This is a genomic window from Cupriavidus sp. L7L, assembly GCF_004353535.1.
GTDB classification, from domain to species: Bacteria; Pseudomonadota; Gammaproteobacteria; order Burkholderiales; family Burkholderiaceae; genus Cupriavidus; species Cupriavidus oxalaticus_A.
This window is the reverse complement of sequence record NZ_SMNY01000022.1, coordinates 63,466-76,423: the sequence shown is the minus strand read 5'-3', so window position 1 is coordinate 76,423 and position 12,958 is coordinate 63,466. Positions and strand designations below refer to the sequence as shown.

Below are 12,958 nucleotides of genomic sequence, written 5' to 3'. Positions count from 1 at the left end.
GAAGGCGCTAGATGGTCGATGTCCGCAGTCCGATGCACAGCCGACGTGCGAGCAGTTGAACGGCTCGAATACCTGACCACTATCGTGGCGCCGGACGGCATGCTGGCCGGATCGCCCATCCATCAAATGATGCAGCAGTTGCCCGAGAGTGACGTCGATCGCCTGATCGAAGCGGGAAGGGATGCCATCCTTGGCAACCCGGTGATCCGCGAATTCGAGCGCGAATCGACCGCGGCGCGATAGTCTCGCGGCACGCGGCGTGGGTGAGGCACATCATCTACGAAGACATCGTGGCCGGCCGGTGCCGGTGCTGGCGGACCGGCAGCTTCCCAGGCTGACGATAAACGTGGCATACCAATGCCGCCGCCACCAGCCCGCGAAGCTGCGCGTCGTCATCGATTTCCTGTTCGAGCGGCTCCGGCGTTCGGCGTTGCGGCGTTGCTGCGTTCCGGGCGGGCTCAGTGCCGGTCGAACGCCGTCACCTCCGGCAGCACCACGGCGAGATAGTCCACCAGTGTGCGGACCGCCGGCAGCAGGCCCGTGCGATAGGGAATGAGGGCGGTGATACGGGCGTCCGCGGCGATCCATTCCGGCAGTATCTGCCGCAGCCCGCCTGCCTTCAGCTCGGCCTGGCAGGCGTACACCGGCAGCGCGGTGATGCCGACGTTCGCGCACGCCGCTTCTTTCAGCGAGATCAGGCTGTTGCTCAGGAACCTCGGTTCAAACGGCACGGTGGCCACGCGCTTGTCCGGCCCCTGCAATTGCCATTGCGACGCGCCCTTGCCCGCCATGGCGATGATAGAGTGAGACGCCAGTTCCTCGGGCTGCGTCGGCACCGACGTCCGTTCGAGATAGTCGGGCCCGGCGAAGAGATACCACGGCGTCCTGGCCAGCGGATGCTGGACCAGGTTGGAGTCCTGCAGCTGGCCGACATGACCGCGGATCGCCAGGTCGAAGCCCTCGCCGACGATGTCCACGATCCTGTCCGTGGCGGTTTCGTCGATTCTCACCTTGGGGTGGTCGGAGAGGAAGGTCGGCAGCACGTGGCGCAGCGCGAACTGGGCGATGTCCACAGCCACCGTCACGCGGATCACGCCACTCGGCTCCGCCAGCCGCTGGCGCATGGCTTCTTCGGCAAGCTCGGCACTGCGCATCAGCGCCATGGCGTACTGGTAGAACTCCTGGCCCACTTCCGTCATCGCGAACTGGCGCGAGGTCCGGTTGATGAGCCGCACGCCCAGCGAGGCTTCCAGTTCCTTGACGCGGTGGCTCAGCGTGGACTTCGGAAGCCGGAGCGCCTCGCCGGCCGCGGTGAATCCGCCGCGGTCGACCACCTGCACGAAGTAATAGACGTCCTTCAGATCGAGCATGGCATGGGGATTCGCCGGCCATTCCAATGCCGGCGGGTTTGCTGAGGGGGCGAGTGGGTGACGCCCGATCATACTCCAGCGCCGGCACCCACTGCCATCCGGGCAAGCCTTGGTGCCCACCGGGCGCACCGCGCCGCACCGGGCGCCATTGTCCAAGTTTGCCGAACCCTGCGTACAACCCGTGACGGCTGCCCAAGCGGAATCCGGCGACATAAGCTGTTGCGCAGGAGCGGCTCTGCGCTGTTTCTACATGCTTATTTCAAACTGGAGAGGACAATGACAATGCTCAAGGGATTTCATCACCTGACCGCCGGCGTGCGGCACGCGCAGGAGGATGTGGACTTCTACGTCACGCTGCTCGGGCAGAGCCTCGTGAAGAAGACCGTGCTTCTCGACGGCGAAGATCCCATCTACCACCTCTACTACGGCAACGCGAATGGCGATCCGGGGACCCTGGTGACGTCGTTCCCGTTCCGCCAGCGCGGGGTCATGGCGCGCCAGGGATCGGGCCAGGTGCGGGTCATCAACTACTCGGTGCCCACGGGCTCGCTCGAGTTCTGGCGCAGCCGCTTCGATGCCATGAACGTGCCGTATGACAGCGAGATCGTCGAGCGCTTCGGCGAGCGCCGCCAGCGGTTCCAGCATCCGTGCGGCATCGAGTTCGATCTCGTCGAAACGGATCTGGACCCGCGTCCGGCCTGCGTGGCCAGCGATATCCCCGAGGCCCATGCCATCCGCGGCGTGCACAGCATCACGCTGTCGCTGCGCGATGTCGCCGAATCGATCCGCTTCATGAGCGAAGCGATCGGCTTCCGCCACGTTGGCCAGTCGGGACCCTACTACCGCTTCGAGACGTACACCGGCGGCCCGGGCACGGTCGTCGAGTTCCAGCATGAGCCGGACCGGCACCAGGGCTCGTCGATCTACGGCGAGGGTACGATCCACCATGTGGCGTTCGCCGTGGACAACGTCGAACAGCAGGAGATCCTGAAGGAGAAGCTGTTTGCGCTGGGCTACATCGACACCTCCGAATCGGTGCACCGCAACTATTTCCGCTCGATGTACTTCAAGATGCCCGGCGGCGTGATGTTCGAGGCCACGACCACCGACATCGGCTTCGCGATCGATGAAGAGCCCGGCCATTTTGGCGAGGAGTTCCAGCTTCCGCCCTGGCTGGTGGATCGCAAGGATGAGCTGCTGGGCCGGCTCGAGCCCATTTCCGCATGACGTTGCCGGGGATCGATATGCGCAAGCCAAAGGTACTGATCGTTTTCTATTCACGCAACAGCTCCACCGAGATGCTGGCCAAGGCTGTCGCCGAGGGGGCCCTCGAGACCGGCGCCGAAGTCCGCATGCGGCGCGCGCGGGAGGTCGTCGGCCCCGACGTCATGCGGCAGGCGCCGGGCTGGCTCGAGAACGCCACGGAGATGAACGCCAAATACGACGCGCCGACCGAAGCCGATGCCGAGTGGGCCGACGCCATCGTGTTCGGCACGCCGACGCGGTTCGGGACCATCTCGACCGAACTCAAGGCCTATATCGACGGGCTCGGCGGCCTGTGGTTCGCGGGCAAGCTCAACGGCAAGGTGGGCTCGGTGTTCGGCACGACGTCCTCGCGCCACGGCGGCAATGAAGCCACGCTGCTGGCGGCCTACACGCCCATGGCCCACCTGGGCCTGATCATCGTGCCGCTGGGCTATGCCGACGCGGCGATGTTCAAGGCCGGCACTCCGTACGGCGCGACGCACGTCTCGCACCGCGACACCTTGAAGCCCGACGACGATCACCTCGACGTTGCACGGTACCAGGGCCGCAGGGTGACGACGGTCGCCCGTGCCCTGCACGTCCAGCCGGAGCCGGTGGCGGCCTGAAAGTAAGAGTCTGACCGTAAAAAAGGGCGGAGACTCGCGGTCTCCGCCCGATTGCTTCATCGGCACGGGCCGATGACAGGATGGCTACCGCTCAGGCCGGCGCCGTCTCCATGCAGGTTCCCAGGACATCCATGTGTTGCGATGGCGGCAGCGAGTCGATCGTGGCGCGGACCGCCTCCCTGCAGAGCGAAGGCCGCTTGACCAGGTTTTCGACATAGCGGGCAACGTTGGGCAGGTCGTCCCACATCGGCGCGAGCCCCAGGTACGCCAGCCGCACCAGGTTGACACCCCACAGCACATCTCCAAGGGAGAACGCGTGTCCCGCAACATACAGGGCCGGTGCGGCCCCCAGCGTGCGGTCCAGCTCCTTCAACACGCCTTCGACGTGATGGTGCGCGGCGCGCTGGAATGCGGCATCGCGGCGGACCGCCCGGCCACCGCGCTCCTTCGCGAGCTTGGCGCGATAGGCGGCAACGAGTTCAGCGTCGTCGCCATTGCCGGCCAGCATGGCCTCGAGCGCTGCGATCTTGTGGTCGTAGACCGTTTCCATGACCGTCTTGAGCGCGTCTGGCCGCCGGTCGGCGTCGGGATGAAAGCCATATAGCAGGGCGCCGTTCGGCATCTGGTCGACGATGCTCACCTGGCGCATCACCGCGGCACGCGCCTGGTCATCGTCCGGCAAGAGCTGGACGGGCGCGCGCGACACCGCGTCGAGATAGCAGCAGATCCGCCGGGAATCCGCGATCACGCGGGAGGCTTCGTAGTCGACGAGCAACGGCACCGCGCACGGATCGAAGCCGTCGGTATCCACGGAAGGGCGCCCGCTATAGCCGCTGACGAACTCCCGTCCGATTTCCAGTCCGGCCATCAGCCGCAGGCGTACATAGGGCGGGTGATAGTGCTCCGCGGGAACGACGCCGTCCGGACCCATCGAACTCAGGATCATCATGTCGTTCGACCGGTATGGCAACTGCTTCTCGGACAGCACCGTGCGGACCTTCTGCGAGCACAGCGAACTGGCCGCGTGGAACAGCTCAAAGCGCGGGTTTGCATCGCTTCCCACGATGGAGATCCGCGCAGGATCGGCGATGGCAGCGCGGGCACCGGCTGCCAGGTTTCTCAACAAGTCATTGCGCATGGGTTTCTTCCAGCTGATGGTTAGTCACGTCACTCCGCAGCCCGCGCGCCGGCCTGTCCGCGCGCGTGCGGACACACCGCGGGCGGATCGCCGATGAAGCCGCGCGCGGACCAGAGTTCAGGGAACGGGATCTCGTTCATGGTCGGCAGCAGCCAGGCAATGCCCTCGGTGCCGAAGTAGGCCGGCCGGGCGCCGAAGGTCCGGCGCGTGGCCATCAGGTGCAGGTGCTTCCATGCGGAGAATCCCTCCGCGATATCGGCCAGCGTCTCGCCGAGTTGCTGCAGTTCGCGGTGCTGGTCCGGGTCGGCGTAGACTTCGCGCCAGACGTTCTCGACCGCCTTGTCCGGCGCGTAGGGCACGCTGAAATCGCGGTCGAGTGCCAGCGCCGGCACGGCGAAGCCCTTGCGGCTCAGGTGGGCGAGCACATCGTCATACAGGCTCGGCTCTGCCAGCGCCTTGCTGAGCTGCTCCCAGCGCCGGGGCTGCGGCAGGAAGTGCTGCAGGTGCTCCCCCTGCTTGATGCCGAGCAGGTAGACCATCTGCCGGAACGTCCAGCCCTGCAGTGCGGTGTCCTTGCCAAACTTCGGCCCGACGCAGGACAGGATGGCCAGCAGGTCGACCGGCGTCATCCACGCGATGGAGCGCCAGGTGGCATTGAGCGGCTCGTGGTGGGCAACCACGCGCCGCAGCGTGCGGCATGCGCCGGCCAGGTCATCGGCACGCAATTGCGCCTGCGCGGCCTGGATTTCCCTGATGATCAGCATCCAGTAGAGCTCGGACACCTGCGCCGATACGATCCAGGCGTGCTCGCCGGGATGATCGCTGACCGGGTGCTGCAGCGAGTGGAGCACGTCTGTCTGCAACCAGTCACTGTATGGCGTGCGCCCGGCTGGCGTTTCTGCCGGTGCCCGGGATGCGGGCTTGACGGAATCTTTCATTCTGGTCTCCTCGTGGTGGTGTGGTCAGGCAAGTCTTGTGCAACGGAGACGGTCCCCAGCATCGACTCGATCTGCTGCGCGACCTGCAGCAGCGCGCCGTCGCCGCCGGGCCTGCCGACGACCTGCAATGCGGCTGGAAGGCCGCCGACGCGGGACGGCAGCGGAATCGAGATGGCGGGAAATCCCGCGACGTTGAACGGCGCGGTGTAGGTCATCAGGGCCTCGCGGACGGTGCCGGTCCAGTTGCCGATGTCGACCGTGCCGGCATCGCGGGGCGGGGCGGTGCAGGGGCAGGTCGGCAGCACGAGATAGTCGAGTGTCGACATCGCTTCATGCAGCCGGGCCGTGAAATGCCGTCTGGCCTGGTGGGCCGACGCATAGGCGCGCAGGTCCATGGCCTGTGCACGCCTGAGCCTGTCGACCGTTTCCGGGTTGTAGTGCGTGGCGATGCGATCCCAGTCGTGGCGTCGGAAGTGCTCGATTCCGCCCTCGATAAGAACGATGGCCGCAAAGGCATCGAACACCATATCGAACATGGCGTCGAACCGGCGGGTCTCGCCGAGGTCGACGCAGCTGAATCGCTGCGCCAGTTGTTCCACCGCCTCGTCGAATGCGCTGGCGACCTCAGGACTCAGCGGCACCGGCGCGATCTGCCTGACGATGCCGAGGCGGGCGGAAGGCGTGGCATCGCTGCGGGGGATGTCGATGCCAGCGGCATCGGCGAGCACCAGCACGTCATCGACCTGTCCGCCCAGCAGGCCGACGTGGTCGCAGGTGGCCGCCAGCGGAAACACGCCGCGCGTGGACAGCGTGCCGAGCGTCGGCTTGAAGCCGACGACACCGCACAGCGCGGCCGGGATACGGACCGAGCCGCCGGTATCGGTGCCCACGCCCGCCATGACCGCGCCATGCGCGATCGCCGCCGCGGCGCCGCCGCTGGAGCCGCCGGGAATGCGGGAATGGTCGAGGGGATTCAGGGTGTCGCCGAAGCTCGGGCTGGCGGTCGTCACGCCCCACGCAAATTCGTGGGTGGTGGTCTTGCCGATGACGATGGCGCCGCATCCGGTCAGTGTCTTCACGATGTCGGCATCGGCAGCGGGAACATTGCCGCGGTAGGCGGCAGATCCATACAGTGTTTCGATGCCCTTCGTGTCGATCAGGTCCTTGATGGCGATGGGCAGCCCTTCCAGCGGACGCTGGCTGCCTTCGCCGTAGCGGCGGTCGCTCTCCGCCGCGGCCTGCAGCGCGCGGTCCCGGTCAATGGCGGCGAACGCGTTGAGCGATTGCTTGCTGGCTTGCGCGCGGAGGAGCGCCTCTTCGGTCAGGCCCGTCGCGGTGATCCGCCGGCTGGCCAGGGCCGCAAGCGCGTGGCGCAGGCCCGCGGGATGCGGGAAGCTGTAGGATGGCCGGCCGGTCATTACCACAGGCTCTCCAGCAGCGCATCCAGCCTGGTGCCGGCATTGTCGCCAAGGTCGCCAAGGTCGCCAAGGTCACCGACTTCGGAAGGATAGTTCTGCCTGAGCAGGGCCGCGATCTCGGGAAGCTTAGCCCGATCGAAATCGAGGTCGCGGAGCCGGCTGGGCAATTGCAATGCATCCACGGCTGCCTCGATGCGGTCGGCGAGAACTGCGGCGGGCGGGCGGCTGCCGCGTTCCGTGGCGAAGATCTCGAGCTTGCGGCCATAGGCGCCGGCGCAGGCGCGGATGACGGGCGCCAGCGCAATGCACGAAGTCACGCTGTGCGGTACCCCGAAGGTCCCGCCGAGGATGTGGCCGATGCGATGGCTCAGGCCGTAGATGACCGAAGCGGGATAGAAGTAGCACTGCCACGCGGCGAGCTGAAGCTGCAGCAGGTCGTCGGTCGACACAAGGCCGCCCGCGATGGCCTCGCGCGTTTCGAGCTTGCGCGGCCACTTCTCCAGCACGGCAAGGAAACGCTCCACGCCCCTGGCGGCCAGGATGGCGTGAGGGTGATCCACGTCGACCCGGCGCATGCCTTCCACCGCATGGTCGATCCCCTTGATGGCCGAACTCAGCAGCAGCATGCGTGGCGTGTCGACGATCATGCGGGGATCGAGCACCACCAGCCGCGGTGTCGTTTCGCGCACCGCATAGCTGCGCTTGAACTTCTGCGGGCCGTCCGTTTCCGTCACGCCGAAGTAGTGGGAGAACTCCGAGCCCGACAAGGTCGTCGGAATCGCCGCAATCGGCAGGTAGCGGCCCGTCTGCTGGAAATGCTGGTACGAGACTGCCTTTGCGGCGTCGAGCACGGAGCCGCCGCCGAGGGCGATGATCGATCCCGCATCGGCCTCGATGCAGGCACGCAGCCCGTCGCGTACGGCGAAATCGGGCACATGCGGCGGCAGGCCGGTGAAGGTGCCCACGCCGTCGCCGATGACAGGCTGCAGGTGCTCGCGGTTCAGTGCCTCAAGGAATTCGACCGTGAACGTGATCGGACGGCGGATGCCGTAGTTCTCCATGGAGGCAGCGACGGTCTTCAGCACGTCGTGTCCCCAGGCAATCTCTTCCTGCGGCAGGCATTTCAACTGGTTCATTCCACGTCTCCCCATGTTTTCATATGCGATCGGGGCTCCGATCCCGTGTAGGAAGATAGGCGAATCGCGTGCGCGCGTGCGCGCGGGATCGGGGAACGAAGCGTTCAGGAATTTGGACGCCGGGCCTGCGCGGTCGCGCGCCGTCGTTCGCTGCTGCCGAACGAAGCATTCAAGCATTGCCATCTTCACAAGGCAGGGGACGTGTCTATGATCTTTTCCACCGTAGCGACCCCCACCACAAGAACGGAGACATGAAGATGGAGACAATGCAGATGACGGAAGCGCTGATCCGCGGACGCCACAGCAAGCGCGGCTTCCTTGACCGGCCGGTGCCGATGGAGACTGTCAGGGACATCCTGTCGGTCGCGAAATACGCGCCGAGTTCGAGCAACACGCAGCCCTGGCGCTGCTATGTGCTGACCGGAAAGGCGCGCGAGAAAATTGCCGGTGCCGCGGTCGAGGCGTATCGCGCCGATCCCGAGGGACTGGTGCCCGATTACCCTTTCTTCCCAAAGGAATTGCCGGCGCCATTTGCGTCGCGCTTCAACACGTTTCGCGGGATGCTGGGCGATGCGCAGGGCGTGCACAGGAGCGATATCGCCGGGCGCCGGCGCGACGTCGAACGGCAGTTCCGGTTCTTCGATGCGCCAGTGGGACTGATCTTCACCATGGACCGGCGCCTGGAATGGGCCAGCTTCATCTGCTACGGCTGCTTCCTGCAGAACCTCATGCTGGCCGCTCGCGCGCGGGGGCTGGACACCTGCCCGCAGCAGATCTGGTCGCTGCAATCGCCGGTGCTTCGTGAAGGACTCGCCATTCCCGACGGGGAGATGGTCGTGGCCGGGATGTCACTCGGCTATGCGGACAACAGCATCCCAGAAAACAATATGGAGCTTTGCAAGCTGGAGCTGGACGAGTTCGTTTCGTTCGTCGATGGCTGACACGCGGAACCGGACAGGCCGCGCCCCGACCTGTCCGGCGCAATTGTCATCGGCGAGTGTGGTGCGACGCCATCGGCCTGCGCGCAGGCGGCCTGCCCGCGGCCGGCCTATTTGCTGCTGTCGCGCGCGTCGCCGCCGATCGCGTCGAGGATGATCATGGTCCGGTCGAGAACGCCGCGTTCGTCAAAGTAGGCGCTGAAATGTGCCGGCATGTAGGCACCTGCGTAGAGCCGGTAGGACCAGGCTTCCCGCTTCATCAGCGGGTAGAACTGGATGGGCTCGCGCGGATGGCCAAAGCGCTCGGCAATATCCTGCTTGGTCCAGACGCCCGGGCGCGCTTCGTAGATTTCCTTCTCGGTGAGCATCTGCCTGAACCTTGTCAGCTTGCCGTTTCCGTCAAAGTCTGCCGCGTAGACCTCGAAGCCGAGCGGCTGCTTCGAATAGATCCAGCGGGTGGTGCCGTCGGCGAGCTGGTAGGTTTCGGTGGGAGTGCCGAACGTATCGCGCACGGCATTCTGCGGAGCGCCGAGCATGCGTTCTGCCGTCTGGAGGGGCTGGAGGGAGGCGCAGGCGCCCAGCACCAGGCTCGCCACGGCGGCGGCCACGCAGGTGGGGAGGCGATAACCCATGATCGTTCTCCTGGGAGGCGGCGGGGCACGCGCCGCGCCAGTTCAGCATAGCGCACGCAGCGCAGGAGTGTTCATGCATCCGGCCGCCCGTGACCGAAATTTTTCTCATGTCGTCTTCCGAAAAGATTCAGTTCAGTTGCGACCACGACTGACGTTAGAGTTCGGAGCGACCTTATCCACGGATACCCGCATCAAAAGCCTTTTCATCGTCACCCACGACGGGCACGCCTTCGGGCGGGATCCCGGGCCGGACAGTGACGCCCTGTCAAGCTGCAAGTACAGGTTGCGAGGCGCCTCCGCGGCATGTTCTCCAACAGTCACAGGATTTCCGCCCTGGTAGTGAGTGAGCGCTTCAACCGAGGCGAAAGGCGGCATAGGAAGCCCGAATGGGCGCAAGGCAAGTCTGATCAGAGGGGATAGCATGAAACGAATGACTCTACTGGCTGCGGCGGTCATGGTCGCGGCGACCGCTTCTGTCTGGGCGCAACCCGAAACCCGCGTGGATGTCACGCAGTCGCCCGGACAGGCGACCGCGACCGGCACGGCGAAGCTCAATGCCACGATCGTCAAGATCGATGCGCCGAAGCGAACGGTCTCGCTGAAATCCGCCGACGGCAAGGTCACGGATCTGGTGGTGGGGCCGGAGGCGCGGAACTTCGAGCAGCTCAAGGTCGGCGATACCGTCGCGATCGAGTACAAGGAAGCCCTGACCATGAGCCTTAAGAAGGGCAAGGGGCCGCTTGCCATGACCGAGCGCGAGATCTCGGACCGTGCGGCGCCGGGCGCCAAGCCGGGCGGCACAGTCGGCCGCGAAGTGACCGTGACCGCCGACGTTGTGGCGGTCAATACCAGCGCCAAGACCGTCACCCTGAAGGGGCCGAAGGGACGCACCGTGGACCTGCTGGTCGAGGATCCGGAACGTCTCAAGGGCATCAAGAAGGGTGACCGGGTCGAAGCGGTCTATACCGAGGCCATTGCTGTGTCCGTGCAACCGGCCGCAGCCAAGTAGCAGTACCGAAAAGCACCGAATTGCTCCAGGACAGGCCCGCCAGTCATGCGGGCCGTTTCCTGGCGTCCGCGGTCGGGGCGGTCGGGGCGTACCGCCACGGTGGACCGACCCCCGCCCCCTGGCCTCCCTGTCACAGAATGTCTGGTGGAGAACGGCATGGATGCAGCAAAGCAACTGGTTCACGCGCGTGAAGTTGGCCTCAAGACCGGCATGGTGCTGCAAAAGCGCCTGAAGAATGCGCAGGAGGCCTATAGCGGCCGCGTGCAGCAAGCCGTTGGAGCTCCGGGGAGCGCTCCGTCCACGCCGATGGCCGACATGGATCCGATGGGCGGCTATGCCTATGCCGTCGACAGCATGCAGCGTGCCATCCTGTTCTGGGACACGCTCAGGCAACGGGGCAACAACTTTGTCGAAAATACCATGCAGGGCCTCAAGCCGGTCCTGCATTTCGGCTACGAGACCATCATGGACGGGCGCCAGTTCGAGCGGCCCGTCAACTATGCGCTGCTGAAGATAACGGCGCCCGATGGCGTGACGATCGATGACAGCCGCCGGCCCTACGTCATCATTGATCCGCGCGCCGGCCATGGGCCGGGCATCGGCGGCTTCAAGGACGACTCGCAGGTCGGCGTGGCGATGCGTGCCGGCCATCCCGTGTATTTCGTCATCTTCTTCCGCGATCCCGAGCCGGGACAGACCCTGCTGGATGTGTGCGAGGCCGAGCAGCAGTTCATCAGGAAGGTGCGCGCGCTGCATCCGGACAGCCCCAAGCCGGCCATCATCGGCAATTGCCAGGGGGGCTGGGCCGCGATGATGCTGGGCGCCTCGGATCCCGACGACACCGGGCCGATCGTCATCAACGGCGCGCCGATGTCGTACTGGAGCGGTGCCTGGAGCGAGGGCGAAGGCGACAACCCGATGCGCTATTCCGGCGGGCTCCTTGGCGGCACCTGGCTGGCCTCGTTCACGGCGGACCTTGGCAACGGCAAGTTCGATGGCGCCTGGCTGGTCCAAAATTTCGAGAACCTGAATCCTGCCAACAGTCTCTGGGACAAGTACTACAACCTGTACCGGAAGGCCGATACCGAGCCGCCGCGCTTCCTGGAGTTCGAACGCTGGTGGGGCGGCTACTACCTGATGAACCGCGAGGAGATCGAATGGATCACGCGCAATCTGTTCGTCGGCAACAAGCTCTGGAGCGGTGACGTCAAGAACGCCGGCGGCAAGGCGTTCGACCTGCGCGAAATCCGCTCGCCCATCGTGCTGTTTGCGTCGATGGGCGACAACATCACCCCGCCGCAGCAGGCATTCAACTGGGTGGTGGACATCTACGGCAGTACCGAGGAGATCAAGAGCCGCGGCCAGGTGATCGTTGGCATGATGCACCGGAGCGTCGGCCATCTCGGCATCTTCGTTTCCGGCAAGGTGGCGCAGAAGGAGCACGCGCAGATCGTCTCGGTGCTCAAGAGTATCGAACTGCTGCCGCCGGGGCTCTACGGCATGGTCATCCATGAGCGCAAGGGCAGCGATGGCGTGGAGTACGAGGTCGAGTTCGAGGAGCATTCGCTCGAGGACATCGCCAGCCGGCTCAACCGCTTTGAGCGCGTCGACGAGCGGCCATTCCAGACCGTCGCCAACCTGTCGGACTTTACGCAGCGCGCCTACGAGCTGTTTGCGCAGCCTTATGTCCAGGCGGTGTCCAACGAGATGACAGCGCGGGTGCTGCGCGAATTCCATCCGCTGCGCATGCAGAACTGGCTGTTCTCGGACCTGAACCCGTGGATGTCATGGTTGAAGCCTGCCGCCGAGGCGATCAAGGCCAACCGGCAGGCGCTGGAACCGGACCATCCGCTGCGGCGGCAGGAACAGGCAGGCGCGGAATTGCTCAGCGCCGGACTGGACGCATACCGCGCCGTGCGCGATGCGATGACCGAGTACACCTTCTTCAATGTGTACGCCAACCTGTTCCCGTTCCAGCCAAGGAGCGAGCCCGATGCGCACGCGGGCACACCGGCGGCGACCGACCCGCGGGAGCTGCCGGAAGTCAAGGCGGCGCTGGCCGCGGCCGGGCAAGGCGGGTACGCCGAAGCCATCGCCCGGCTGGCCTGCCTGCTGAGCCGCAAGGGCGAGCCCCTGCCGCTGTCCAGGCTGGAGTTGCGCAAGGAACTGGTCACGGACTATGCGGATCTGCTACCGGAACTGGAGCCGGACGCCTGGCGCAAGATCCGCGGCCGGCAGGAACTGATCACGCGCTACGCGCCCGAGGAGGCGCTCGCGACGCTGCCCGCCTTGCTCAGGCATCAGGCCGACCGCCAGCGGCTGCAGGCGCTGGCGGACAAACTGCGTACCGATGAGCGCGTGCTTGGCGCCACGCCCACCGACGAGCAGGCGGCAATGCTTGAGCGGATCCGCACCGTGCTCGGCAGCCGGCCAGAACGCGCGCGCGGCGCGGCCGTTCCGATCAAGCGCGCTTCCTAGCGCGCCGTGGAGCTGCATCGCAGGCGACTG

12 protein-coding genes are annotated in these 12,958 nt (G+C 65.7%); 6 read left to right on the top strand and 6 right to left on the bottom strand.

Annotated elements, in window-relative coordinates; all coding sequences use genetic code 11:
• Positions 1 to 45: 45 nt before the first annotated feature.
• Positions 46 to 243 carry a hypothetical protein gene (locus E1J61_RS19825; protein ID WP_133095732.1) on the top strand — a complete coding sequence of 66 codons (198 nt, stop codon included), beginning with the start codon at positions 46 to 48 and terminating at the stop codon, positions 241 to 243.
• A 215-nt stretch (positions 244 to 458) separates the two neighbouring features.
• Here E1J61_RS19825 and E1J61_RS19815 read toward each other — a convergent pair whose 3' ends face one another.
• Positions 459 to 1,370, bottom strand: a complete 912-nt coding sequence (locus E1J61_RS19815; protein ID WP_133095731.1) for a LysR substrate-binding domain-containing protein — start codon at positions 1,368 to 1,370, stop codon at positions 459 to 461.
• Between the two features lie 276 nt (positions 1,371 to 1,646).
• On the opposite strand from E1J61_RS19815, the gene E1J61_RS19810 reads away from it, so the two are divergent.
• Both E1J61_RS19810 and wrbA read left to right on the top strand, forming a co-directional pair.
• A complete protein-coding gene (locus E1J61_RS19810) occupies positions 1,647 to 2,597 on the top strand; it encodes a ring-cleaving dioxygenase (protein ID WP_133095730.1) in 951 nt (316 codons plus the stop codon).
• Positions 2,598 to 2,614: 17 nt separating this feature from the next.
• Positions 2,615 to 3,241 carry an NAD(P)H:quinone oxidoreductase gene (gene wrbA, locus E1J61_RS19805; protein ID WP_133095729.1) on the top strand — a complete coding sequence of 209 codons (627 nt, stop codon included), beginning with the start codon at positions 2,615 to 2,617 and terminating at the stop codon, positions 3,239 to 3,241.
• 91 nt (positions 3,242 to 3,332) lie between these two features.
• On the opposite strand, the gene E1J61_RS19800 is transcribed toward wrbA, so the two are convergent.
• From E1J61_RS19800 to E1J61_RS19785, 4 genes are all read right to left on the bottom strand, one after another.
• Positions 3,333 to 4,304 carry a glutathione S-transferase family protein gene (locus tag E1J61_RS19800; RefSeq protein WP_371704471.1) on the bottom strand — a complete coding sequence of 324 codons (972 nt, stop codon included), beginning with the start codon at positions 4,302 to 4,304 and terminating at the stop codon, positions 3,333 to 3,335.
• A gap of 104 nt (positions 4,305 to 4,408) precedes the next feature.
• Complete coding sequence (locus E1J61_RS19795; protein WP_133095727.1) at positions 4,409 to 5,317, bottom strand: tryptophan 2,3-dioxygenase; 909 nt, start codon at positions 5,315 to 5,317, stop codon at positions 4,409 to 4,411.
• A complete protein-coding gene (locus E1J61_RS19790) occupies positions 5,314 to 6,735 on the bottom strand; it encodes an amidase (RefSeq protein WP_133095726.1) in 1,422 nt (473 codons plus the stop codon). The genes E1J61_RS19795 and E1J61_RS19790 overlap by 4 nt, the downstream gene beginning before the upstream one ends.
• Positions 6,735 to 7,871, bottom strand: a complete 1,137-nt coding sequence (locus E1J61_RS19785) for an iron-containing alcohol dehydrogenase (protein ID WP_133095725.1) — start codon at positions 7,869 to 7,871, stop codon at positions 6,735 to 6,737. The genes E1J61_RS19790 and E1J61_RS19785 overlap by 1 nt, the downstream gene beginning before the upstream one ends.
• Positions 7,872 to 8,128: 257 nt before the next feature.
• On the opposite strand from E1J61_RS19785, the gene E1J61_RS19780 reads away from it, so the two are divergent.
• Positions 8,129 to 8,812, top strand: coding sequence for a nitroreductase (locus tag E1J61_RS19780; RefSeq protein WP_133096025.1), 684 nt, complete (start codon positions 8,129 to 8,131; stop codon positions 8,810 to 8,812).
• Positions 8,813 to 8,919: 107 nt separating this feature from the next.
• Here the strand turns inward: E1J61_RS19780 and E1J61_RS19775 are convergent, their stop codons facing one another.
• Positions 8,920 to 9,441: a hypothetical protein gene (locus E1J61_RS19775; RefSeq protein ID WP_133095724.1), complete on the bottom strand. Its 522-nt coding sequence runs from the start codon at positions 9,439 to 9,441 to the stop codon at positions 8,920 to 8,922.
• Between the two features lie 421 nt (positions 9,442 to 9,862).
• Between E1J61_RS19775 and E1J61_RS19770 the strand changes: the two genes are divergently transcribed.
• Together E1J61_RS19770 and E1J61_RS19765 are read left to right on the top strand one after the other, a co-directional pair.
• The gene (locus E1J61_RS19770; RefSeq protein ID WP_133095723.1) at positions 9,863 to 10,450 is read left to right on the top strand and encodes a hypothetical protein; all 588 of its coding nucleotides are present in this window, start codon (positions 9,863 to 9,865) and stop codon (positions 10,448 to 10,450) included.
• Between the two features lie 156 nt (positions 10,451 to 10,606).
• Complete coding sequence (locus tag E1J61_RS19765; protein ID WP_133095722.1) at positions 10,607 to 12,928, top strand: DUF3141 domain-containing protein; 2,322 nt, start codon at positions 10,607 to 10,609, stop codon at positions 12,926 to 12,928.
• Positions 12,929 to 12,958: the final 30 nt, after the last annotated feature.